Source organism: Clostridium sp. Ade.TY, from assembly GCF_000498355.1.
Lineage (GTDB): Bacteria > Bacillota > Clostridia > Clostridiales > Clostridiaceae > Clostridium.
The window spans coordinates 157,306-180,998 of the sequence record NZ_AVSV01000022.1 but is presented as its reverse complement, the minus strand read 5'-3'; the positions used below and the strand labels follow the sequence as shown (position 1 = coordinate 180,998).

General features: G+C 27.9%; 24 protein-coding genes and 1 pseudogene. 3 read left to right on the top strand and 22 right to left on the bottom strand.

Annotated features, from left to right (window positions below; all coding sequences use genetic code 11):
• Positions 1-10: 10 nt before the first annotated feature.
• From O212_RS0108175 to pta, 14 genes are all read right to left on the bottom strand, one after another.
• Entirely contained in the window at positions 11-238 is a 228-nt protein-coding gene (locus tag O212_RS0108175) for a KH domain-containing protein (RefSeq protein WP_024614631.1), read from the bottom strand.
• Positions 239-289: 51 nt separating this feature from the next.
• On the bottom strand, positions 290-535 hold the full coding sequence (rpsP, locus tag O212_RS0108170; RefSeq protein ID WP_024614630.1) for a 30S ribosomal protein S16: 246 nt from the start codon (positions 533-535) through the stop codon (positions 290-292).
• Positions 536-569: 34 nt separating this feature from the next.
• Positions 570-1,925, bottom strand: coding sequence for a signal recognition particle protein (gene ffh / locus O212_RS0108165; RefSeq protein ID WP_024614629.1), 1,356 nt, complete (start codon positions 1,923-1,925; stop codon positions 570-572).
• A 16-nt stretch (positions 1,926-1,941) separates the two neighbouring features.
• Positions 1,942-2,271: a putative DNA-binding protein gene (locus tag O212_RS0108160; protein WP_024614628.1), complete on the bottom strand. Its 330-nt coding sequence runs from the start codon at positions 2,269-2,271 to the stop codon at positions 1,942-1,944.
• A 95-nt stretch (positions 2,272-2,366) separates the two neighbouring features.
• Positions 2,367-3,284, bottom strand: coding sequence for a signal recognition particle-docking protein FtsY (gene ftsY, locus O212_RS0108155; RefSeq protein WP_024614627.1), 918 nt, complete (start codon positions 3,282-3,284; stop codon positions 2,367-2,369).
• Between the two features lie 19 nt (positions 3,285-3,303).
• Positions 3,304-6,861 (bottom strand): chromosome segregation protein SMC, encoded by a 3,558-nt coding sequence (smc, locus tag O212_RS0108150; RefSeq protein ID WP_024614626.1) that lies wholly within the window; start codon positions 6,859-6,861, stop codon positions 3,304-3,306.
• 168 nt (positions 6,862-7,029) lie between these two features.
• On the bottom strand, positions 7,030-8,052 hold the full coding sequence (locus O212_RS0108140) for a radical SAM protein (protein WP_024614625.1): 1,023 nt from the start codon (positions 8,050-8,052) through the stop codon (positions 7,030-7,032).
• Positions 8,045-8,743 carry a ribonuclease III gene (gene rnc, locus O212_RS0108135; protein ID WP_024614624.1) on the bottom strand — a complete coding sequence of 233 codons (699 nt, stop codon included), beginning with the start codon at positions 8,741-8,743 and terminating at the stop codon, positions 8,045-8,047. Before rnc ends, O212_RS0108140 begins: the two co-directional genes overlap by 8 nt.
• 122 nt (positions 8,744-8,865) lie before the next feature.
• Positions 8,866-9,096, bottom strand: coding sequence for an acyl carrier protein (gene acpP, locus O212_RS0108130; RefSeq protein WP_024614623.1), 231 nt, complete (start codon positions 9,094-9,096; stop codon positions 8,866-8,868).
• Between the two features lie 76 nt (positions 9,097-9,172).
• Positions 9,173-10,162 carry a phosphate acyltransferase PlsX gene (gene plsX, locus O212_RS0108125; RefSeq protein WP_029699253.1) on the bottom strand — a complete coding sequence of 330 codons (990 nt, stop codon included), beginning with the start codon at positions 10,160-10,162 and terminating at the stop codon, positions 9,173-9,175.
• A 64-nt stretch (positions 10,163-10,226) separates the two neighbouring features.
• Positions 10,227-10,409 (bottom strand): 50S ribosomal protein L32, encoded by a 183-nt coding sequence (rpmF, locus tag O212_RS0108120; RefSeq protein ID WP_024614622.1) that lies wholly within the window; start codon positions 10,407-10,409, stop codon positions 10,227-10,229.
• Positions 10,410-10,412: 3 nt separating this feature from the next.
• Entirely contained in the window at positions 10,413-10,919 is a 507-nt protein-coding gene (locus O212_RS0108115) for a DUF177 domain-containing protein (RefSeq protein WP_024614621.1), read from the bottom strand.
• A gap of 177 nt (positions 10,920-11,096) precedes the next feature.
• Complete coding sequence (locus O212_RS0108110; protein WP_024614620.1) at positions 11,097-12,293, bottom strand: acetate kinase; 1,197 nt, start codon at positions 12,291-12,293, stop codon at positions 11,097-11,099.
• A 67-nt stretch (positions 12,294-12,360) separates the two neighbouring features.
• A complete protein-coding gene (pta, locus tag O212_RS0108105; protein WP_024614619.1) occupies positions 12,361-13,362 on the bottom strand; it encodes a phosphate acetyltransferase in 1,002 nt (333 codons plus the stop codon).
• A 229-nt stretch (positions 13,363-13,591) separates the two neighbouring features.
• Here pta and O212_RS0108100 point away from each other — a divergent pair, with 229 nt between their 5' ends.
• Positions 13,592-14,797 carry a nucleotidyltransferase gene (locus O212_RS0108100; RefSeq protein ID WP_024614618.1) on the top strand — a complete coding sequence of 402 codons (1,206 nt, stop codon included), beginning with the start codon at positions 13,592-13,594 and terminating at the stop codon, positions 14,795-14,797.
• Between the two features lie 48 nt (positions 14,798-14,845).
• Positions 14,846-16,024 carry a sporulation integral membrane protein YlbJ gene (gene ylbJ, locus O212_RS0108095; RefSeq protein ID WP_029699251.1) on the top strand — a complete coding sequence of 393 codons (1,179 nt, stop codon included), beginning with the start codon at positions 14,846-14,848 and terminating at the stop codon, positions 16,022-16,024.
• Here the strand turns inward: ylbJ and O212_RS0108090 are convergent.
• From O212_RS0108090 to O212_RS0108065, 6 genes and pseudogenes are all read right to left on the bottom strand, one after another.
• Complete coding sequence (locus O212_RS0108090) at positions 16,021-16,560, bottom strand: hypothetical protein (RefSeq protein ID WP_024614616.1); 540 nt, start codon at positions 16,558-16,560, stop codon at positions 16,021-16,023. The genes ylbJ and O212_RS0108090 overlap by 4 nt on opposite strands.
• 9 nt (positions 16,561-16,569) lie before the next feature.
• Positions 16,570-17,055 carry a pantetheine-phosphate adenylyltransferase gene (gene coaD / locus O212_RS0108085; protein WP_024614615.1) on the bottom strand — a complete coding sequence of 162 codons (486 nt, stop codon included), beginning with the start codon at positions 17,053-17,055 and terminating at the stop codon, positions 16,570-16,572.
• A pseudogene (gene rsmD, locus O212_RS0108080) lies at positions 17,055-17,621 on the bottom strand (16S rRNA (guanine(966)-N(2))-methyltransferase RsmD); the annotation flags it as partial. The gene coaD and the pseudogene rsmD, both read right to left, overlap by 1 nt.
• 67 nt (positions 17,622-17,688) lie before the next feature.
• Positions 17,689-19,719, bottom strand: coding sequence for an ATP-dependent DNA helicase RecG (gene recG / locus O212_RS0108075; protein WP_024614613.1), 2,031 nt, complete (start codon positions 19,717-19,719; stop codon positions 17,689-17,691).
• Between the two features lie 74 nt (positions 19,720-19,793).
• Positions 19,794-21,431, bottom strand: coding sequence for a DAK2 domain-containing protein (locus O212_RS0108070; RefSeq protein WP_024614612.1), 1,638 nt, complete (start codon positions 21,429-21,431; stop codon positions 19,794-19,796).
• A 14-nt stretch (positions 21,432-21,445) separates the two neighbouring features.
• Entirely contained in the window at positions 21,446-21,796 is a 351-nt protein-coding gene (locus tag O212_RS0108065) for an Asp23/Gls24 family envelope stress response protein (protein ID WP_024614611.1), read from the bottom strand.
• A gap of 197 nt (positions 21,797-21,993) precedes the next feature.
• Between O212_RS0108065 and rpmB the strand changes: the two genes are divergently transcribed.
• Positions 21,994-22,185 (top strand): 50S ribosomal protein L28, encoded by a 192-nt coding sequence (gene rpmB / locus O212_RS0108060; protein ID WP_024614610.1) that lies wholly within the window; start codon positions 21,994-21,996, stop codon positions 22,183-22,185.
• A 214-nt stretch (positions 22,186-22,399) separates the two neighbouring features.
• Here the strand turns inward: rpmB and O212_RS0108050 are convergent, their stop codons facing one another.
• Positions 22,400-23,038 carry a thiamine diphosphokinase gene (locus tag O212_RS0108050; RefSeq protein ID WP_024614609.1) on the bottom strand — a complete coding sequence of 213 codons (639 nt, stop codon included), beginning with the start codon at positions 23,036-23,038 and terminating at the stop codon, positions 22,400-22,402.
• Between the two features lie 3 nt (positions 23,039-23,041).
• Positions 23,042-23,692: a ribulose-phosphate 3-epimerase gene (gene rpe / locus O212_RS0108045; protein ID WP_024614608.1), complete on the bottom strand. Its 651-nt coding sequence runs from the start codon at positions 23,690-23,692 to the stop codon at positions 23,042-23,044.
• Between the last annotated feature and the right edge of the window lies 1 nt (position 23,693).

Genomic DNA, 23,693 nt, shown 5'->3' with positions numbered 1-23,693 from the left:
ACCTAACTCTTTAAATAATTTCAACTACTACTCTTTTTTCTTCTTTTATTGCTGCAGCCTTTACTACGGTTCTAATAGCTTTTGCTATTCTTCCCTGTTTGCCAATAACTTTGCCCATATCATCTTGCGCAACCCTAAGTTCTAGTATAATTGATTGTTCACCTTTAATCTCATTTACTGTAACTTCATCTGGATTATCTACAAGGGACTTAGCTATTACTTCTACTAATTCTTTCATAAGTGTCCTGCATTTAGTTATGTACTAAGTTGCAGAATTCACCTCCTAGTATTACTTGTTTAGGCCTGCTCTAACGAAAAGCTTTTTAACTACATCTGTTGGTTGAGCACCATTTTGTAACCATTTGTTAGCTTTTTCTTCGTTTATTTTTATTTCTGCTGGTTCTGAAACTGGATTGTAGTATCCGATCTCTTCGATGAATCTACCATCTCTTGGGCTTCTTGAATCAGCAACAACTACTCTATAGAAAGGTGCTTTTTTAGCTCCCATTCTTCTTAATCTGATTTTTACTGCCATGTTAATTTCACCTCCTTTAAAAGATAATTATATATTAACTCATAAAAGGTAACTTTCCTAAGAGACCCTTTTTGCCTCCCTTTTGCAATGACTTCATTTGTTTCATATTCTTTTTCATCATTTCGTATCCTTTAATAAGTTTGTTAACTTCTTGAATTGTTGAACCTGATCCTTTTGCAATTCTCTTTTTTCTTGATGAATTACTTATTACAAGTGATGGATTTCTTCTTTCTTTTAATGTCATTGAAAGAATTATAGCTCTAACCTTTTCCATTTGTTTTTGACCTTGATCAAAATCAATTCCTTGTAATTCTTTTGAATTTACTCCAGGTATCATTTCCATAAGTTTATTAAGTGGTCCAAGCTTTTTCATTTGTTCCATTGCTGTTAAGTAATCTTCAAAATTCAAACCTTGGCTCATCATTTTCTTTGTAAAATCTGCTGCTTCTTCTTCATCTATTGCAGATTGAGCTTTTTCAATAAGAGATAATACATCTCCCATTCCAAGTATTCTTGACGCCATTCTATCAGGATGGAATACTTCAAAATCATTCATCTTTTCACCGACACCAATAAATTTTATTGGTTTTTCAGTGATTGATCTAATTGAAAGCGCTGCACCACCTCTAGTATCACCATCAAGCTTAGTTAAAATAACTCCTGTTAAATCAAGATCATTGTTAAATGTTTCTGCAACATTTACAGCATCTTGTCCTGTCATAGAATCTACTACAAGTAGAATTTCTGAAGGATTTACAGCTGATTTTACATCTTTAAGCTCTTGCATTAAGCTCTCATCTATATGTAATCTACCTGCTGTATCTATAATAACAACGTTATTACCATTATCTCTTGCATGTTTTATACCAGCTTTTGCAATATCAACAGCTTTAACCTTATCTCCCATAGAAAATACAGGTATATCTATTTGTTTACCTACAACTTCTAATTGCTTTATAGCTGCAGGTCTATATATATCACATGCTACAAGAAGCGGTTTTTTATTATTCTTTCTAAGATTTAATGCTAATTTCCCACACATTGTAGTTTTACCAGCACCTTGAAGACCTACAAGCATTATTACTGTAGTTCCACTACTTGAATAATTTATTTTACTTTCGCTTCCTCCCATAAGTTCAGTAAGTTCATCGTTAACTATTTTAATAACTTGTTGCCCTGGTGTCAAGCTTTGAAGTACATCACTTCCAACACACTTTTCACTAACACTTTTAACAAACTTTCTTACTACTTTATAGTTAACGTCTGCTTCTAATAAAGCAAGCTTTACTTCCCTCATAGCTTCTTTTATATCTTTTTCATTAAGCTTACCTTTTCCTCTTAATTTCTTAAAGGTATTTTGAAGCTTTTCTGATAATCCCTCAAAAGCCATACTAAACCTCCTAATATTATAAATCTTCTAGTTCTTTCTTAAGCATATCATATTCTTTATCAGAAATAGAATACTTTTCTTTAAAGTTTTTTAGAAGTTTTATAATTTTTTCTTCTCGATTTATACTCTTTTGAAGTAAGTTCAATTTATTTTCATAGGTTAAAAGCTGTTTATAACACCTTTTAATTAAATCATGGATTGCCTGACGACTAGTGTTGTTTAATTCAGCAATTTCAGCTAAGGATAAATCATCATCAAAATACAATTCCATAATATTTTTTTGTTTTTCAGTTAATAATGGTTTATAAAAATCCATTAATAATGAAATCTCAACCCTATCTTCCATCATAATAATCACCTTACCACAAAAGAGATGATACCAAATAAATTTACAGGTGTCAAGTATTTTTACTTAACACCTATAAAAAATTTTTTTATTTCTTAAAATAATGCTTCAGCAAAGCTTTTTGCATCAAATTTTTGAAGGTCATCTATACCTTCCCCAACACCTATATATTTAACTGGAATATCAAGAGTTTGTTTTATAGATATAACTACTCCACCTTTTGCTGTACCATCTAATTTAGTTAATATTATCCCATCTATAGGACAAGCTTCCATGAATTGTTTAGCTTGTATAACAGCATTTTGTCCAGTTGTACCATCTAATACTAATAATGTTTGCTTTTTAGCTTCACTATACTCTCTATCAATTATTCTATTTATTTTTGATAATTCATTCATAAGGTTCTTTTTATTATGAAGTCTACCAGCTGTATCACATATTAAAAGGTCAACATTTCTAGCTTTTGCAGCTTGAACTGCATCAAATACAACAGCTGCCGGATCTGATCCTTCACTTTGTTTAACTATATCAACTGAAGCTCTTTCACTCCAAACTTCTAATTGATCTATTGCAGCAGCTCTAAAAGTATCTGCTGCAGCTAATAGTACCTTTTTACCATCCGCTTTATTTTTAGCTGCAAGTTTTCCTATAGATGTTGTCTTACCAACACCATTTACTCCAATAACTAATAAAACTTCTTTTCCTTTTGAATCATTTGATTCATCTTCATCGCTTCCTTCAAGCAACATATCAGTTATTACTTCTTTCAAAGCTGGTTTTACCATTTGAGGATCATTTATTTTTTCTTTTCTTATTTTAACCTTTAATCTATCAATAATTTCTACAGTTGTATCCATACCTATATCTGATATTATTAAAATCTCTTCTAATTCTTCATATAGATCATCATCTATAGTTACAGCTAAGTTTAAGGCCTCATTTATTTTATCTTGTAGCCCATCTCTTGTTTTTGTTAATCCACTTTTTAGTTTATCAAATAATTTTCCAAACATTACTTTACCTCCATAATAACTATTTATTTAAATCAACTGATAATACTTTAGATACTCCTTTTTCCTCCATAGTAACACCATACATTATATCACTTACTTCCATAGTACCTTTTCTATGTGTTATTACTATAAATTGTATATCTTTTTCTGAGAATCTCTTTAAAAACTCTGCATATCTATAGACATTTGCATCATCTAAGGCAGCTTCAATTTCATCTAATATACAAAATGGTGTTGGTTTCATTTTAAGTATACCAAAAAGTAAAGCTATTGCAGAAAGCACTTTTTCTCCACCAGACATTAAATTTATATTTTGAAGCTTTTTGCCAGGTGGCATAACGTTTATATCTATATTAGCAGTAAGTTCATCACCTTCACCTAATATAAGCTCAGCATCTCCGCCTTTAAATAATTCTTTAAAAGTCTCATTAAAGTTTTTATTTAATATTTTAAAATTCTCTTTAAATAAAACTCTCATTTTATCTGTCATTTCTTCAATAACTGAAATAAGTTCTTCTTTAGCTTTTTCAAGATCCTCCTCTTGTGATGACATAAATTCATACTTTTCACTTACTTCTTCATATTCAGCTATAGCTCCAAGATTTACAATACCAAGTGAAGAAATTTTTCTTTTTATAGAGTTTATTACATCTTTAAAGCTTTGTAAATCATTTATAGGCTTAGCTATTTCCTTAGCTTCTTCATATGTTAAATCCATTTCCTCATTAAGCTTCTTATAGTGATTTTCAATTTCCATTTCACTTTTAGCCTTAAGTATTTCTCTTTTATTAAGTTCGCCTTCTTCTTTAGTCAAAATATCTCTAATTTCAGTTATTAAACTATCTATTTTGCTAAATTCCTCTTTAAGCATACCTTTTTTTAAATCATTTTCTTTAAAAATTTCTTCTAAAGTTTCAATTCTTTTATTGTTTCTGTTTATTAATTCTATATTATACTCTATTTTTTCTTTACTATTTGAAATATTTAATACACACTCTGAATTTTCTTTTTTAATTTCTTCAATTTTTGAATCAATCTCTTTAAGTTCTGAATCTTTTCTTAATATATCAGTAATTTTTGATGAAATAAGTTCATTTATTGATGCAATGCTTATTTTTACTTCTGTAAGTTTGCTATTAAGATTATTTAAATATATCTTTTTATTATTTAATGTTTCCTCTAATTTTAATTCTTTTTCTTTATTAAAATCATTTTCACTTGCCAAGCTTATTAACTTACTACTTAATTCATCTAACTTAAGTTTAAAATCAACTAAATCTTTCTCTATTAAATCTTTTTCATCTTTAATCTTTAAGGTACTATAATTTAACTTTTTAATTTGGTTTTCTAAATTCATAATCTCATTTTTATTTGTTGCAAGTTCTATTTTTATAGCATGCATATTATCTGTTAAATTCAAAACTTCTTCATCTATGTTTTTTCTCTTTTTAATCATTTCTTTTATATAATCTGAAGTTTCATCTAACTTAGATTTAGTTTCTTTTATTTTTTCTTGTATTTCTTCTATCTCTCTTTTTCTACTTAATATGTTAGCAGTCTTTCCCTTTATACTACCACCTGTTAATGCTCCACCAGCATTTAATATTTCGCCTTCTAAAGTAACAACTCTATACTTATAGTTTGTTATTTTAGCAATATTAAAAGCACTATCCATATTTTTAGCTATTATTGTTCTTCCAAGAGAATAATTTATTATTTTTAAATACTTATTATCAAACTTTACTATATCTGAAGCAATACCTAAATATCCATCTATATTTTTAACTTTATCGTTAACATCTAATTTACTACCATTTATTATGTTAAGTGGTAAAAAAGTTATTCTACCCAACTTATTAATTTTCAAATAATTTATAAGATCTTTAGCTACTTTTTCTGTCTCTGTAATAACATTAGATATTGAAGCTCCAAGAGCCGTTTCTATAGAAACTTCATATCCTTTTGGTACAGTAAATACTTCTCCAAGTACTCTTATACCTTCAGTATGAGGAGTTAATTTCTTATCAACTCTATCCATAAGGTTTTTTAGTGATCTATTATAACCTTCATAACCATTTTCTAAATCTTCAAGCATAGATTTATTAGCTTCATATTTACTCAATGAAATACTTAAAACTCTTGATTCTTTTTCTTTGTTTGTAATTAATCCATTTATTTTTGATAAATTATGTTTATTCTCTATTAATTTATTACTTAATATTTCATACTCTTTTTCTTGTGATTGGATTTTTAATGTTACTCCATTAATTGATGCTCTATTAATCCCTAAATTATTATCTATACTATTAACTTCTTCATTTATTTTAAATTTTCTTTCTTCTTTAGCTTTTATTTCACCTTTTATTTCAGTTATCTTATTATTTATTGCAGAATTATTTTTTAATAAGTCCAATTCGCTTTTTTTCAAAGTATTAATTTCAAATTCTATTTCTTTTATTTTAGAAGATATAGTTTTAATATCATTTTCTAAACTTTCAACTTCTAATGACTTTATTTTTTCTTCTTCTTTTTTTTCAGAAAGTTCCTTTTTTAAAAGTTCTTTTTCTTTTTTTATATCTACAATTTTATTTTTCAAACCATATTCTTCAAACTTATTTTTTTCAATAGTTTTATTTAAATTATTAATTCTCTCATTATATAATTCTATATCACTATTTGCCTTTGTTACGTCTTCTTTTTTACTAAAGTATTCTAATTTTTCATCTGTACTTTTTCTCTCTAAAGCCTCTAAGTTCTTTTCTATTTCTTTTAATTTTTCTTTCTTTAAATTTAAATCTTCCTTTTTTAAATTTAATTCATTTTTCTTATCATATAATTCTTTATTAAACTCTTGAATTTCTTTTTCAATAACTTTAATATTACTTACTATTAAAGAAACTTCCTTTTCCTTTAAATCATCTGATAAGTCTTTAAATTTTAAAGCTTTTTCTCTCTCTATTCTTAAAGGCTCTAATCTCTCTTCATATGTAGAAATTATATCTCTTATTCTAACTAAATTTTCTTCCGTATTAGAAAGCTTTTTTTCAGCCTCATTTTTTCTAAATTTATATTTAACAATCCCCGATGCTTCTTCTAATAAATTTCTTCTATCTTCTGGTCTTCCACTTAAAATGGCTTCTATTTTACCTTGTCCTATAAGCGAGTACCCTTCCTTACCTATACCAGTATCCATAAATAGACTGTTTATATCCTTTAGTCTACATTTATTATTATTTAATAAATATTCAGTTTCACCTGATCTAAATATTCTTCTTGTTACAGTTACTTCACTATAATCAATTGGTAAAACTTCATCTGAATTATCTAAAGTAAGAGAAACTTGTGCAAGTCCAACCGGTTTTCTATATTGTGTTCCAGAGAAAATTACATCTTCCATCTTTCCGCCTCTTAAAGTCTTGACACTTTGCTCACCAAGAACCCATCTAACAGCATCTGATATATTACTTTTTCCACTACCATTTGGACCTACTACAGCTGTAACTCCCTCTTTAAACTTTAACTCTGTTTTATCAGCAAAAGATTTAAATCCTCTTAATTCTAAAGATTTTAAAAACACAAATCCCACTCCTTTATATAAATATTGGTATTAAGGATATTAAAAATACCAAAACTAAAAAAACTGCAAGGGCTATTTGCATTTTTTCTCTAGTTTTTTTTCTCATTCTATCACCTCTAAATAGTTTAATTATATTTAAACAAAACGAGAGCAAAACCCTCGTTTTATTTAAATTTCTATATTTTTTTCTATTATATTTCTAATTAAAACATTTCCTTTTTCAACTTTATTAGTTATATTAACAGTAATATTATAGCCTTCATCTTTTAACTTATTAAAATAGTATTTCTTTTTAGCATACAGTTTACTAACATCTCTATTATTTATTAAAATTTCAAACTTATTACTTGTAATTTCTTTTTTTATTTTATCTATAAGTAAACTACTCTCCACAAGTTCTCTAAATGCAGGATGAAATGGTCCATCTATAATATCTCCACCTTCATTTATCGTATCTGTAGGCTGAAGTCCTATTCTTACAACATTTATATTTTCTTTTTTATACATACTATAAATTTCTTTACTAACATCAACTGCCATATCTAATGTATAAGGAGTGTACTCTCCTCTATTATACATAATTTCCATAGGAGTGTCCTTAATTACTAAAGATGGATATATCCTTACTATTTTAGGCTTAAGTTTTATAGATAATCTAGCACTTTCTATATCCTTTTCCCTATTTGATTTAGGTAATCCAGGCATTAATTGATGCCCTAGAGTTATACCATATTTCTTTATAAGTTTAGATGCATTTATTACATCTTCTGATGTATGTCCTCTACCAGCTGCTATTAAAACATCATTATCTAATGATTGTACTCCTAATTCAATTATATCAACATCATATTCTTTTAAATATGTTAATATATAATCATTTATATAATCTGGTCTAGTTGACATTCTTATTTTCTTAACTATACCTAAATCCTTATATTTTTTAGCAACCGCCAACAATTCTCTTTGTTTTTCTTCCTTTATTGCTGTAAAAGTACCACCAAAGAACGATACTTCTATAGTAGCATCTTTATTTTCTATAGTAGAATAATATTCTTCTATAATCTCCTTAACCTTTGTTCCGTCAACTTTATCCTTTACTCCTGTTATTCTATCTTGATTACAAAATACACAGTTATGAGGACAACCCTCATGAGGAACAAAAACAGGTATAATATAATAATTTTTACTCATTTATTACCCCCATTTTTTCTAATGCTTGCTTAGCTGAAGCTTGCTCTGCTTCCTTTTTAGAGTATCCCTCTCCTTCTCCCATACATTCGTCATTTATTAAGACTCTAGTATAGAATTTTCTTCTATGAGGAGGTCCTTCAAATTTAACTAAGTCATATTTTATTTGAACCTCACCATTTTTTTGCAAATGTTCTTGTAATTTAGTTTTAAAATCTAATATTATTTCATTGTTTATTGCTTTATCTATTATGTCTTTAAATTCATCTAAAATGAATGTTCTTGTAAATTCTAATCCCTTATCTAAATATATAGCAGCTAACACAGCCTCAACAGCATCAGCTTGTATTGATGTTCTTTGTCTTCCTCCAGTAAGCTCTTCACCCTTACTCATTCTTATGTAATTTCCTAGCTTTAATCTTTTTGCTACTTCAAAAAGTGAATTTTCACAAACGATTAAACTTCTTATCTTTGTAAGTTCACCTTCTGATTTTTCAGTATAATTTTTAAATAAATATTCTGTTATGCATAATTGAAGAACTGAATCTCCTAAAAACTCTAATCTTTCATTATATTCTGTATCTTTGTATTGATTAGCAAAAGAACTATGTGTTAATGCCTTTTTTAAATAACTTAGATTGGTGAATTTTACTCCAAGAGTTTCTTCAAACTCTTTTATCTTTAATTTATTCATACATCCTCACTCCTCTAAGTTTATTCTTCAGTTTGCTCTTTAAACAAATTCAAGAATAAACTATACTACTTATATTTTTCTTTTTTTAAAGTATAAAATCCCGCGATAAAGGCGGGATTTTACTATTCTTCAACATGGTTTTTAACGTATTCTACAACATCTCCAACAGTCTTGAATCCCTCAACGTCTTCATCTGGAATTTCCATATCTAATTCATCTTCTAATGCCATTATTAACTCAACTATATCTAATGAATCTGCATTAAGGTCATCAATGAATGATGATTCCATTGTTATTTCGTCTTTATCTATGCTTAATTTTTCTGATACTATTTCTTGAATTTTTTCGAACATATTATCACCTCCTGAATCCTTCCCTTAGATAATATTATATATTAAATATACAGTCAATATTCTAACAAAATAATTTTTATTTTATTTCTTCTTTTATTTTTTCTATTACATTACCTTTATAGAAAATTCTAGTTTGCTTTATTGCATTTTTAAAGGCTTTTCCATCAGAACTCCCATGAGCTTTTATACAAATTCCATCTACTCCTAAAAAAGGTGCTCCACCAACTTCTTTATAATCAAATTTAATCATAAGTTTTTTAAAAACTGGCTTAAGAAGAGCTGCTCCAATTTTCGGCATAAAAGACGCTTCCATTATAGTATCTTTTATTATACCAAGTAAATTCATTGCAGCACCCTCATATAATTTAAGAGCAGTATTACCTACAAAACCATCACAAACTAAAACATCAACTTCTCCAGTTGGTATTTCTCTTGGTTCAACATTACCTACAAAGTTTAGTGATTCATTACTTAAAAGCTTATAAGTTTCTTTTGTTAACTCATTTCCTTTTTCAGCTTCCTCACCAATATTTATAAGCCCAACAGTTGGATCTTTCTTATCAAATACATTTTCATAATATATTTTTCCCATTTTAGCAAATTGAACAAGGTAATTAGGTTTACAATCAACATTAGCACCTGCATCTACTATCATAAACTTACCTTTTCTTCCTGGCATTATAGGGGCTAAAGCTGGTCTTTCAACACCTTTTATTCTACCAACAATTAAAGTACATCCTGCTAAGAAAGCCCCAGTACTTCCACCTGATATAACGGCTTCACATGTGCCTTCTTTAACTAAATTCAATGCTTTTACTATACTAGAATCTTTTTTTCTTCTAAGGGCCATAACTGGATGTTCATTTGTAGATATAACTTCTGTAGCGTTTACTACTTTAATTCTATCTAAATCATATGAATATTTCTTTAATTCATCATTTATTTTTTCTTCCGGTCCAGTTATATATACTTCTATGTCCTTATACTCATTCAAAGCATCTATAACACCTTCTACAACAGCTTTAGGTGCATTATCTCCACCCATTCCATCTATTGCTATTCTCACTTAACTCACCCCTTTTTATTTGTTTTTTCTATATATAAAGAAAAGAAAGTCATAAGACTTTCTTTTATTCTTCTGAAGCTGCTACTTCTTTACCTTTGTAGTATCCACAACTCTTACAAACTCTGTGAGCTAGTTTCATTTCATGACATTGTGGGCATTCAACTATTCCTGGTAAGCTCGCTTTGAAAGTTTGAGCTCTTCTTGAATCTCTTTTTGCTCTATATGTTTTTCTTGCTGGACATCCCATTGATTACACCTCCTTATTTTCAAGCAGTGCCTTAAGACCTGCTAATCTAACATCAACATCCTCATTATCACAAGTACAACTATCAATGTTAAGATTTTTACCACACTTGTGGCAAAGGCCTTTGCATTCATTACTGCAAAGCTTTTTAATTGGTAAGGTTGAAATTATTTCTCTTTCAACAAAATCTGTGATGTCTAATTCATCACCCTTTACAAATATTACATCATCATCTAATGATTCGTCAACATTTGTAAACCTTTCTTCTATTTCAAAATCTATTGGATAGATGAAGGTATCTAAACACCTTGAACAACAAAGCTTAAGCTCTGTCTTAACATGTAGTTTAACTACAATCTCTTTCTCCTTTGAATATACAGTACCATCAACTAACACTTTAGATGCTGGCTCTACTACTTCTCCTTCAAAGTGAAATTTTTTCATATCAAATTCATAAGAAAAATTTTTTTCTCTTTCTTTTCTTGAAAAAAGATTAGAAAATTGTAATTTCATAAATTTCATGCTCTGGATAAAAATCCTCATGTTTTAAAAACACATTATGTCCCAAAATAAGTGACATAGCTCGAGCGAAAGCTCCTTTTCACCCCTTAGCTTAAAATATTTACTGAACAAACACAATTTATTATATAAAGGGTGACATAAAAAGTCAAGATTTTTTATTAATATTAACTATTTTATTAATTCTAATGTATCTTTAGCAATCATTAATTCTTCATTTGTTGGAACAACATATAACTTAACTTTGCTGTCATCTTTTGATATTTCTCTAAGTTCTCCAAAGACTTTATTCTTTTCAGTATCTAACTCAATTCCTAAGAATTCTAATCCTCTAACTATATCTTCTCTAGTTTCTATTGAGTTTTCTCCAACACCTGCAGTAAATACTACAACATCTACTCCACCCATAATAGCGGCATAAGCTCCAATTTGCTTTTTAACACTATAACTAAATATATCTAAAGCAAGTTGTGCTCTGTGATTATGTTCATTATATGCAGCATTTTTTATATCTCTAAAGTCTGAACTTACTCCTGATAATCCTAAAATACCTGATTTTTTATTTAAAATATCATTTATTTCTTCTCCTGAATATCCAAGTTCTGACATTAAGAATGTTTCTATTGATGGGTCTATACTACCTGATCTTGTACCCATAACTATTCCATCAAGAGGTGTAAATCCCATTGATGTATCTATTGATTTTCCATCCTTAACTGCAGTAACTGATGCACCATTTCCTAAGTGGCAAGTTATTATTTTTAAATCTTTTATATCTTTTCCCATTGCTTCCGCAACCTTTTGTGACACATATTTATGTGATGTTCCATGGAATCCATATCTTCTTACGCCATTATTTTCATAATATTCATATGGTATAGCATAAACATATGCTTCTTCTGGCATTGTTTGATGGAATGCTGTATCAAAAACTACAGCCATAGGAGTTTTTGGCATTAAAGCCTTACAAGCTTCTATTCCTATTATGTTAGGAGGATTATGAAGTGGTGCAAGTTTCACACAATCTTCTAAACATTTCATAACTTCTTCATCAACTAAAACTGATTTTGAATATTTTTCTCCACCATGAACTACTCTATGTCCAACTGCTGCTATTTCATCCATTGATTTTATAACACCATTTTTTTCATCAACTAATGCTTCTAAAACTAATTTTATAGCATCTTTATGATCTTTCATTTCTTGTTCTATTATATATTTATCTCTACCTTCAACTTTTTGAGTTAATATCGAACCATCTATTCCTATTCTTTCAACTAATCCTTGAGCTATTGCACCTTCGTTAGTCATATCTATTAATTGATACTTTAATGATGAACTTCCACAATTTATTACTAATATTTTCATCTTAAGATCCCCCTTAAAAATTATCAAAGTACGTATATACTACTGCTATTATTACTACTATCTATTATTACTTTGAAGCTTGCGCTTGAACTGCTGTTAATGCTACAACGTTAACTATATCTTCTGAACTACATCCTCTTGATAAATCATTAATAGGTTTTGCAAAACCTTGACATACTGGTCCTATAGCATCTGCATTAGCAAATCTTTGAACTAATTTATATCCTATATTTCCAGCTTGTAAATCTGGGAATACTAATACATTTGCATTTCCTGCAACTTTACTACTTGGAGCTTTTTGATCTGCAACTTTTTGAACTATCGCTGCATCTAATTGTAACTCTCCATCTATTTGTAAATCAGGTCTTAATTCTTTAGCTTTTTCTGTTGCTGTTCTAACTTTATCAACTAAGTCATGATCTGCACTTCCCATAGTTGAGAATGAAAGCATTGCAACTTTAGGTTCCATCTTACAAAGATTTTTAGCTGTTTCTGCTGTTGCTATTGCTATAGCTGCTAATTGATCTGAATTTGGATTTGGGTTAACAGCACAATCTGAGAATAAAAGCATACCTTCTTCTCCATATTTTGATCCTGGTACAAGCATTATAAAGAAACTTGATACTACTGATACTCCTGGTGCAGTTTTTATTATTTGAAGACCTGGTCTTAAAAGGTCTCCTGTTGTGTGAACAGCTCCTGAAACCATACCATCAGCATCATCTAATTTTACCATCATTGTAGCAAAATAAAGAGGGTCTCTAACTATTCTTTCCGCTTTTTCCATTGTCATACCTTTGTTTTTTCTTAACTCGTAAAAAGCTTCTATATATTCATTAAGCTTTGGTGATGTCTCTGGATCTATTATATCTACTCCTTCAAGATCAACACCTTGTTCTTTACCAGAATTTAATATTCTTTCTCTATTACCTATTAATACTGGTATAGCTATTCCTTCATCAAATATTTTTCTTGCTGCAACTACCGTTCTAGCCTCGTCGCCTTCAGGAAGGACTATCTTCTTTTTATCAGCTTTTGCAGCCTCCCATATTTTATTCATAAGTTCCATGTTCATTTCTCCTTTCAAAGATCCGTGTATATCTTCACATATTAATATACTCCTAATTGATGTAAATTTTCAACCTTTAAAGAGCATTTTTTTACCTTTTAATTGAATTCATTAGATTTGAAATACTGCAAATTTTCTGAATACTTTCCTTCCAGCCTTTAAATGTGCCATTTCAAAAATTGTATGCTATACTATGAATATTATTTCAATATTTAGGAGGATTTTTTATATGAATTTAACTGGTATTATAACTGAATATAATCCCTTTCATTTAGGTCATAAACATCATTTGAAAAATGCAATAAAAGATACAAACGCTGATGGTATAATTTGTGTAATGAGTGGCGATTTTATGCAAAGAGGTACTCCTGCTATTATAGATAAATATAAAAGAGCTAAAATCGCTGTTTTAAACGGTGTAGATTTAGTTTTAGAGTTACCACTTATATATTCACTATCTTCTGCAGAAAATTTTGCTTTTGGTGGCGTAAAACTTTTAAATAGTTTAAACTGTGTAAACAACCTTTACTTCGGAAGTGAAAGTGGTAATATAGATGATCTATTTAAAATATCTAAATTTTTATCTTTTGAATCTTGTGAATATAAAGAACTTCTGAAAAACGAACTAAAAAAAGGTATTCCTTTTCATATAGCAAGAACCAATACTTTAGAGAACATTTTCCCAAATGATAATATATCTGAAATCCTATCAAATTCAAATAATATATTAGCTATAGAATATATAAAATCTCTTATAAAATTAAATAGTAATATAAAGCCTTTTACACTTAAAAGAGAAGGTAGTAATTATAACGATGAAAATTTAAGCAAAACCTTTTCATCCGCTACATCTATAAGGAAATTTTTAAAAGAAACTGGTAATATAAAATGTTTAAAAAATTCTATTCCATTAGAAACTTATAACGAGTTAGAGACTTTATTTAATGAAAACTATAATTTTGTTTTTGAGGATAGTATGTTTAAATTTTTAAAATATAAAATTTTAACTAATGATTATAATTTAAAAAATATAAATGATTTATCTGAAGGATTAGACAATAAAATAAAAAAAGAAATACTTAATGCAAATTCTATTGATGAACTTATATTAAATATCAAAAGTAAAAGATATACTTATACACGAATAAATAGAATACTTACAAGTTTCTTTATAGGGCTTGAAAATTTCAATTTAAATGATATTAAAAACTATGACTTTAATTTTATAAGACCGTTAGCACTTAATTCTAATGGTATGAAAATATTAAAAGAAATCAAATCTAATTCTAATTTAAAAATATTAAATAAAATTCCAAAACATATTAATGATGATATATTAAAAATAAACTTACTGGGAACAAGGGCTTATTCAAACTTAAATAGTTCAATATCACCTATTGAAGATTATTTGAAAACACCTTATATACATAAGTAAAGTTTATTGAATAACCTGCATATAAATACTATTGATGGGAGTGATTTCATGAATAGTATTTATATTTTTCTTTTATGTTTTTTTATATTTATTTTTATTATTTTATTATCTAGACTTTTAGATATTAACAAAAACAATATATTTTGTTTTTTTATAACTATTTTAATAATATTATTTGTAAGTAATATAGACTCATCTATTAATGCTGCAATAGATGGCTTAAAACTTTGCTTTAAAGCAATAATACCAACAATTTTTTCATTTTCTCTTATATGTAACTTGCTTATATGTTATGATGGTATATCAACATATTCAAAATTAGTAGGACCTCTTATATGCAAACCTTTAAAATTGCCACCCAATTGCTCTTTCCCTATAATTGGAAGCATTTTATGTGGAAATCCATTGGGAGCTAAATTTAGCACTAATCTGTATGAAAGTGGAGGTATTAAAAAAAATGATTATATAAGGCTTATAAACATAGCTTCAAATACAGGTCCTATATTTTTAATTGGTTCTGTGGGAGCTTCATTACTTGGTGATGCAAAATACGGTTATTTTTTGCTTATTAGTAATTATTTATCTATACTTTTTATTGCTATAATAACAATAAAAAAGTCTTCTGCACATAATTATAATGTACAAAAGACTTCATTTAAAAAAGTAAACTTTAGTATTGCCTTAGATAAATCTATTAAAGATGCATTAAATACTACTTTATCTGTATGCGCATATGTTGTTGCTTTTTCAGTAATTATATCTATATTAAAAAATATAAATTTTTTAAAAGACATATTTTTTAATATAGAAAATTTATTCAATATACCAAAAAACATGTTATATGGAACATTTTTAGGTAGCATTGAATTAACAAACGGATGTAATATAATTGCATCTAGTTCTATGTCAATACATTTTAAGTTGTCTATAATAAGCTTTTTAGCATCATTTTCAGGCATATCAATAATTGCCCAAACATTTTCATTTATAGGCAAACATAATATACCATTTATAAGATATATTTTTTTAAAACTTATTCAAGGAATATTTAGCTTTATTTTAACATTTTCATTATCTAATATAATATTTAAAACTGTAGAAACCTATAATACTGTATCTAATTTTAATAAATATGCCAGTACAATTAATTACTTAATTCCAATATTAATATTTTTAATTTTACTTTTCTCTATTCAATATGTTATTAAAAATATTAAGAAAGGCTAGTCCATAGTTCTTAATTCTTTTATGTTTTCTTTTACAATGGAGCAAGCTTTTGTAAGATTTTCATCAATTTCTTTAGCTGTATCTTCGAAACTTACTTGAAGCGATTTTATAAGCTCCATTTTCTTTTTTTCCATTTCTTTATCTAAATCTGTTAGTATTTCATCAGCATAATCTCTAGCACTAACTCTTAAATTTTTAGCTTCTCTTTTTGCAGTTGCTAATATCTCTTGAGCTCTTATTTTAGCTTCTTTAACAATATCATGATTTTCAATATTTTGTCTCATAAGAAGCATAGTTTCTTCTTTAACAGAATCATATTCTCTTTTTGCCTCTGCTAAAATTCTCTCTCTTTCACTCATTACCCATTTAGCCTTTTTAACTTGATCTGGCAAACAGTTTATGACATCATCAATAATTTCCACAAACTCTTTTTTATCTACCATAACTTTACCACTCATAGGAACTTTTGGTGCTCTATCTATAGTATCTTGTAAGTATTCTAAATATTCTATAACTTCAGCTTCTTGTTTATCCATATATACCTCCTATTTATTATTTTTTATTTTGCTTAATATATAATCTCTAATACTTTCTGGCACTAAATTATCTATACTACCATTAAATTTAGCAACTTGCTTAACAGCTGATGAACTTATAAAGGAATTATTAGGTGCTGATATCATAAATACCGTCTCAATATCAGAGTCTAAACTTTTATTTATAAGTGCCATCTGTGCTTCATAATCAAAATCAATAGTATTTCTTAATCCTTTTATTATTAAGTTACTATTTCTTTGTTTTAATAAATCAATTAAAAGCCCCTCAAAACTTATAACTTCAACATTTTCAATATGTGATGTTGCTTTTTTAATAAGTTCTACTCTTTCCTCTATATTAAATAATCCCTTTTTTTCTATATTTATAAGAACAGCAACTACTATCTTATCAAAAATTTTAGAACCTCTTTCTATAACATCTAAGTGTCCATTAGTTATAGGGTCAAAGCTTCCAGGATATATAGCTTCTCTCATTAATCTTCTTCTCCTTCTATTTCATAGAAGCAAACAGTTGTATTTCCATATTTTTTGCTTTTTATAAGTTTAATATCTTCATATCCTTCATATATCTCTTCAATGCTATCAATTTTAGTTACAATTATTCCATCTTCAAGTAATAAATTATTTTCTTTTATAATTTTTAAAGCTTCTGGAATCATTTCTTTACAGTATGGTGGATCTATAAATATTAAGTCAAATTTTTTTCCTTTTCTTGCAAGACCTCTTAATCCATCATAAGCATCTATATTCATCGGGAAACAAAAATCACTAAATTTAAGCTCTTCAACATTCTTTTTTAGTAGTGGAAATGTTGTTTTACTTTTGTCAAATAAATAACACTCCTTTGCTCCTCTACTTGCCGCTTCTAATCCCAAGCTACCAGTTCCTGCAAATACATCTACAACACTAGCATCAGGTATATATCCTTGAATCATACTAAACATTGCCTCTTTTACTCTATCTAAAGTAGGTCTTGTTTCATATGTTGGTGGTGATAATAATTTACGTCCTCTTGCCTTTCCAGCTATTATTCTCACTCTTTTGTCCTCCTTAAGTAGTTATATATATTTAATTCTATCATAATCAACTTTTTTATACAATTTATAATTAATTAAAGCAAATATATTTACTGCTTTTTTCCAAATTATTTTCTATTTCATTTATTAATTGTATGTTTTCTTTTGTTTCATTAAACAATATGTTATTAGCCTCTTCCCTTGCCTTAATAAGTATATTCATATCTTCATAAAGGTCAGCAAGTAAAAATCCTTCATCTCCACTTTGTCTAACTCCAAACATTTCACCTGAACCTCTAAGTTTTAAATCTTGTTCTGATATATAAAATCCATCAGTTGATTCAGTTAAAATTTCCATTCTTCTTTTAGTTGTATCACTTTTTGCTTTTGCAATTAATATACAATAAGATTCATATTCTCCTCTTCCAACACGACCTCTCAATTGATGAAGCTGTGCTAATCCAAATCTTTCTGCATTTTCAACTATCATAACTGAAGCATTAGGTACATTTACACCAACTTCAATAACTGTAGTTGATATTAAAACTTTAGTTTCTCCTAATTTAAATCTATTTATTATTTCATCTTTTTCGTTAGCCTTCATTTTTCCATGTAAATATTCAACTTTTATATTTCTAAATATACCATTTGTTAACTTCTCATATACACTTTCAACAGAGTTTAATTTTTCACTTTCATCTTCTTCAATAAGAGGACATACAATATATACTTGTCTTCCTTTCTCTATTTCACTATAAGCAAGGCTATAAGCACTATCTCTTTCTTCTTCTTTAAAAAATCTAGTATCAATCTTCTTTCTACCAGGTGGAAGTTCGTCTATTGCTGATACATCTAAATCCGAATAAACATATAAAGCTAATGTTCTAGGAATTGGCGTAGCAGTCATTACCAAAACATCTGCTTTCTTCCCTTTATTTATAAGCTTACTTCTTTGCCCAACCCCAAATCTATGTTGTTCATCAGTTATTGCTAATGCTAAATTACTAAATTCTACATCTTCTTGTATAAGTGCATGAGTACCTATAACTACCAAAGGATTATTTTCTTTTATTTTTTCTTTTATTCTCTTTTTTTCTTTGTTAGATGTACTTCCTGTTAAAAGTTCAACATCAATATGGAAGTTTTTAAAAACACTTTTAGCTTCTTTGTAATGTTGATTAGCCAATATTTCAGTTGGTGCCATAAATGCTGATTGATATCCATTTTTATATGCATTAAAAATAGCAATTAAAGCAACAATAGTTTTTCCAGAACCTACATCCCCTTGAACTAATCTATTCATTGGATATTTAGACCCTTGATCTTTAAGTATAGCTCTTACTACTTTAGCTTGTGCATTTGTCAATGAAAATGGAAGGGATTCTCTTAAATCATTAAGTTCCTTACTCCAATTAAATCCAATACCATCCTTTACCCTAGACTTCTTTTTAAGTAAAAGTAATTTCATAGAATATGTAAATAGTTCTTGAAATTTCAATCTATCTATAGATTTTTTTAAGAGATCTTTATCTTTTGGAAAATGTATTTCACGAATAGCATCATCAAATGATATTAAGTTATACTTTTTTATTATTTCATAAGGTAAATTTTCACTTACATAAATATTATCTAAAACTTCTCCAATTATTTTAACTAAAAAATTATTAGTTAATTCTCCTTTTAAAGAATATTTAGGAATTATTTCACTTTTAAGAGATTCATTTGATGCTATTATCGGATTTGTTATTTCCAATGTATTAGATACTTTTTTATACTTTCCTAAAAGATTATAAAATTCTTTAAATTTAAATTTTGTTTTTATATAAGGCTGATTAAACCATTTAGCTATAACTTTAATTCCTTTATAATTAAATTCTATTGTAGTTATTATTTTCCCTGTTTTAGTTCTAAAATCTCCTTTTAACTTAACCATATTGCACTTTAATATTTGTTTTTCATTTTCATCTATTTCATTTATGCTATTGTTTCCATTTACAAATTCATAATCTCTTGGAAAATATAAAAGCAAATCTAATATGCTAAATATACCTACCTCATTAAGTTTTTCTGTAGATTTTAAACCTACTCCTTTAATATTATTAACAGTCGTATATATATTCATGTAATCACCTCTTTTATTTGTGAAATAGCAAAAGCACCTTACGGTGCTTTTTATTATACGTAATTTTATATTTATTATTCTACTGACATTAAGAAGTAATATAAAGGTTGGTCTCCCTTATACAATTGTATATCACAATCTTCATATTTTTCTTCTAACTTAGCTACAAAGTCATCTGCTTCTTCTTCTTTAACATCTTCACCATAGAATATAGTTATTAATTCACTATCTTCATCAACCATGTTTTCAAGTACTTTTTCAGCAGCTTCAAATTTATCATTTGAAACTTCTTTTATTTTACCTTCAACTAAGCCAAGCATATTTCCTTCTTTTATTTCAATACCATCTATTTCAGTATCTCTTACAGCATATGTTACTGAACCAGTTTTTACTGATTCCATAAGTTCTTTTAACTCTTCTTCATTTTCTTCTGGAGATGCATCTCTATTAAACATTGATACACAAGTAATTCCTTGAGGAATAGTTGTTGTTGGTACAACAATAACATTTTTATCTGAAATATCTTTTGCTTGTGATGCAGCCATTATTATATTTTTATTGTTTGGTAAAATAAATATATTTTCAGCATTTATTTTTTCTATACAATCTAAAATATCTTGAGTTGATGGATTCATAGTTTGACCGCCTTCTATAACGTAATCAACTCCTAAATCCTTAAATATATTTGTAATACCTTCACCCATAGCAACAGTTACGAATCCATATTTTTTAGTTTCTTCTACTTCTTTAGTCTCTTCTTGTTCTGCTCTCATTTCTGCTGCTAATATTTCTCTATGTTCTTCTCTCATATTATCAATTTTAATTTTTGAAAGTTCACCAATTTTTACAGCCTTTGATAAAACTAAACCTGGATCATTTGTATGAATATGAACTTTTATAACATCATCATATCCAACAACTATCATAGAATCTCCAAGTGATTCTATTTCACTTTGTAATTCATTTGATTTATTTGCATCACCTAAAACTATAAACTCTGTACAGTATCCGAATTTTATATCTGCATCTTGAGTTGTTTTAGCTCCAGTAGCTTCAATTCCACCTTCACCAATTTTTATATCTTTAACTTCTGCTACAATTCCATCTTTTAATGCTTCAAGCATTCCTTGAAGTATTATATAAAGACCCATACCACCTGAATCAACGACCTTAGCTTTTTTAAGTGCTGGTAATAATTCTGGTGTCTTATCTAACATAATCTTAGCATCTTTATTAACCTCTTCTAAAAGCTCTACTATATTTCTAGCTTTTGACTTAACAGCTGATTCTGCTGATGCTCTTATAACTGATAAAATAGTTCCTTCTGTAGGTCTCATTACAGCTTTATATGCTGAAGTTGATCCTTCCTTAATAGCATTTGCAAATTCTACTACTGAAACTTCTTCATGTCCTGCTAATCCTTTTGAAAAACCTCTAAGTATTTGTGAAAGAATAACTCCTGAGTTACCTCTAGCTCCCATAAGTGCACCTTTTGCAAGTTTTTTAGATACTACTTCTATAGAATCTGAATCTATATTTTCGATTTCTTTAACAGCTGCTTTAAAAGTCATTGACATGTTAGTTCCTGTATCTCCATCTGGTACTGGGAATACATTTAAAGCATTAACAAAATCGCTCTTTTCAGCTAGTCTGTTACTTGCATTTACTACCATGTTATAAAAATCACGGCCGTTTATCTTATTAAATTCCATTAGTTTTTTACCTCCTAGACTCTTACCGCTTGAACATTTACTGTAATTGATGATACTTTTAATCCAGTAAAGTTTTCTACATTATAACGTACTTTTTGAATAATGTTGTTTGCTATAACTGAAATTTTTGTTCCATATTCAACCATAACAAATAATTCAATATCTAATTTATCATCATCATTAACATTTATCTTAACACCTTTATTGAAATGCTCTATTCCAATTAACTCCCAAAGACCTTCTGTAGCATTCTTTGAAACCATTCCTACTACACCGTAACATTCCATTGTTGATAATCCAACAATTTTTGCTAACACTTCTTCTGAGTAATGAACCTTACCATTTTCTCTTGAAAATCCTACCATTACGATTCCTCCTTACACATATCATACATATATTTTATATTAGAAAGCTTTAATATTCAAGATTTATATAAGAATCTTCCAAAATATTATATATTTTTTTTTAATATACTATTGCAAAATACCTATTTGTTATGGTACAATGAATTCTGTCCTATTGAAGAGAATTATATCTTCACTTAACAAGGAGGTGTTTTCAAGTGGCAAGAAGATGCGAAATTTGTAATAAAGGCGTTGTTTCAGGTGTACAATACAGCCATTCACATCGTCAATCAAAGAGAACTTGGGCTCCTAACATAAAGAAAGTAAAGGCTTTAGTTAACGGAACTCCAAAGAAAGTTCATGTTTGTACAAGATGTCTTAGATCTGGTAAGGTTGAAAGAGCAATATAGTTCAAATAAAAAAAATGCACTGCACTAGCAATGCATTTTTTTTACGCCCAAATTTATGTATCTTTTTTCTTTCTTCTAAAAAATCTTATTACATTTGATATACACTTAGGCAACTTTATAGCTACTATTCTCATAAATCCTCCAATTAAATTATTAAAACCAATACTACTATTTATATTATATGCTAAATAGTTAATATTGGTTCTAAATTTATTTAATCATTTGTATATAATACTAATATGATTCCTGAATCAAAAGATATGTTAATATCTCCATCTAAAAATTCATTGCAAATTGCTCTAGGTTCTAATATTTTCATATTATAATTTTTTAATGGATATTTACCACCTGTTATATTAAAATTTTTCACCTCATCACTTAAGGCATGAAATGATATAACTTTTCCAGCATCTTTTTTTATAACAGTACTTTTATTAACAGCAAACATTCTATTATTTTCATTAATAATTTCTAGCTTTATATTATCATTTAATGCATTAATCATAAGGCCTATATTTCCAAGTGTATGGTCTAGTCTTGTACCTGTAGCCCCAAACATAATAATTTCATCCACATTAAATATATCTTTCGCTTTATTATATGCAAGATGAGTATCTGTATAATCTTTCTCAGGATTAAATTTTTCTATAGCAATATTTTTTCCTTTAAAATATGAAATAACATTATCATCTATTGAATCAAAGTCTCCTAAAATCATATTAGGCATTATATTTAATCTTTTAAGAGTATTACAACCTTTATCTACTCCAATTATAATATCATCCTCATTTATGTATGATTTTAATAACTCGTATGAAGGTTCACTTCCTCCAGTAACTATTATTGCTCTCATTTTTTAAGCATTCCTCTTTAATTCACTTATATTTTTCATAACTTCACCATTTTTATAAACAGCAGAACCTGCAACTGCTACATCAACTCCAGCTTCTCTAACAGCTTTTATATTATCTTTGCATACTCCACCATCTATTTCTATTATTAAATCTTTATTATATTTTTTTCTCATTTCATCTACTTCTTTAACTTTTTCTAAAGAATAATCTATGAAACTTTGTCCTCCAAATCCAGGATTAACACTCATAATTAAAACCATATCTATTTTTGATATTAAATCTTTTATCATTATTGTTGGAGTTCCAGGATTTAATACTATACCAGCTTTAACCCCTTTTGATTTTATATATTGAATAGCTCTATCAATATGTTTTTCTGCCTCATAATGAATTGTTATTATGTCTGCTCCTGCATCTACGAAATCATCTATGTATCTTGATGGTGATTCTACCATTAAATGAACATCAAATACTTTATCAGTTCTATTTCTAATAGCTTTAACTATTGGTGCTCCAAGTGTAATATTTGGTACAAATGCTCCGTCCATTACATCTATATGTATATAGTCTGCTCCCCCTTTATCAAGTAATTCTACCTCTTCTCCTAATTTTGAAAAATCTGCTGATAAAATTGATGGTGCTATTTTTATCATA

What these genes read in the sequence shown, in the direction of transcription:
- ffh (WP_024614629.1), bottom strand. Translation starts at nt 1,925, where the DNA reads ATGGCTTTTGAGGGATTATCAGAAAAGCTTCAAAATACCTTTAAGAAA.
- O212_RS0108065 (WP_024614611.1), bottom strand. Translation starts at nt 21,796, where the DNA reads ATGGTAGGATTTTCAAGAGAAAATGGTAAGGTTCATTACTCAGAAGAA.
- O212_RS0108100 (WP_024614618.1), top strand. Translation starts at nt 13,592, where the DNA reads ATGAATTTAACTGGTATTATAACTGAATATAATCCCTTTCATTTAGGT.
- acpP (WP_024614623.1), bottom strand. Translation starts at nt 9,096, where the DNA reads ATGTTCGAAAAAATTCAAGAAATAGTATCAGAAAAATTAAGCATAGAT.
- O212_RS0108115 (WP_024614621.1), bottom strand. Translation starts at nt 10,919, where the DNA reads ATGAAATTACAATTTTCTAATCTTTTTTCAAGAAAAGAAAGAGAAAAA.
- O212_RS0108110 (WP_024614620.1), bottom strand. Translation starts at nt 12,293, where the DNA reads ATGAAAATATTAGTAATAAATTGTGGAAGTTCATCATTAAAGTATCAA.
- rpmF (WP_024614622.1), bottom strand. Translation starts at nt 10,409, where the DNA reads ATGGGATGTCCAGCAAGAAAAACATATAGAGCAAAAAGAGATTCAAGA.
- coaD (WP_024614615.1), bottom strand. Translation starts at nt 17,055, where the DNA reads ATGAGAGAAGCTATATATCCTGGAAGCTTTGACCCTATAACTAATGGA.
- O212_RS0108140 (WP_024614625.1), bottom strand. Translation starts at nt 8,052, where the DNA reads ATGAGTAAAAATTATTATATTATACCTGTTTTTGTTCCTCATGAGGGT.
- ftsY (WP_024614627.1), bottom strand. Translation starts at nt 3,284, where the DNA reads ATGTTTGGAAAATTATTTGATAAACTAAAAAGTGGATTAACAAAAACA.
- recG (WP_024614613.1), bottom strand. Translation starts at nt 19,719, where the DNA reads ATGAATATATATACGACTGTTAATAATATTAAAGGAGTAGGTTTAAAA.
- pta (WP_024614619.1), bottom strand. Translation starts at nt 13,362, where the DNA reads ATGGAACTTATGAATAAAATATGGGAGGCTGCAAAAGCTGATAAAAAG.
- rnc (WP_024614624.1), bottom strand. Translation starts at nt 8,743, where the DNA reads ATGAATAAATTAAAGATAAAAGAGTTTGAAGAAACTCTTGGAGTAAAA.
- rpsP (WP_024614630.1), bottom strand. Translation starts at nt 535, where the DNA reads ATGGCAGTAAAAATCAGATTAAGAAGAATGGGAGCTAAAAAAGCACCT.
- O212_RS0108090 (WP_024614616.1), bottom strand. Translation starts at nt 16,560, where the DNA reads ATGGATAAACAAGAAGCTGAAGTTATAGAATATTTAGAATACTTACAA.
- ylbJ (WP_029699251.1), top strand. Translation starts at nt 14,846, where the DNA reads ATGAATAGTATTTATATTTTTCTTTTATGTTTTTTTATATTTATTTTT.
- O212_RS0108160 (WP_024614628.1), bottom strand. Translation starts at nt 2,271, where the DNA reads ATGGAAGATAGGGTTGAGATTTCATTATTAATGGATTTTTATAAACCA.
- O212_RS0108175 (WP_024614631.1), bottom strand. Translation starts at nt 238, where the DNA reads ATGAAAGAATTAGTAGAAGTAATAGCTAAGTCCCTTGTAGATAATCCA.
- O212_RS0108070 (WP_024614612.1), bottom strand. Translation starts at nt 21,431, where the DNA reads ATGGAATTTAATAAGATAAACGGCCGTGATTTTTATAACATGGTAGTA.
- O212_RS0108050 (WP_024614609.1), bottom strand. Translation starts at nt 23,038, where the DNA reads ATGAGAGCAATAATAGTTACTGGAGGAAGTGAACCTTCATACGAGTTA.
- rpe (WP_024614608.1), bottom strand. Translation starts at nt 23,692, where the DNA reads ATGATAAAAATAGCACCATCAATTTTATCAGCAGATTTTTCAAAATTA.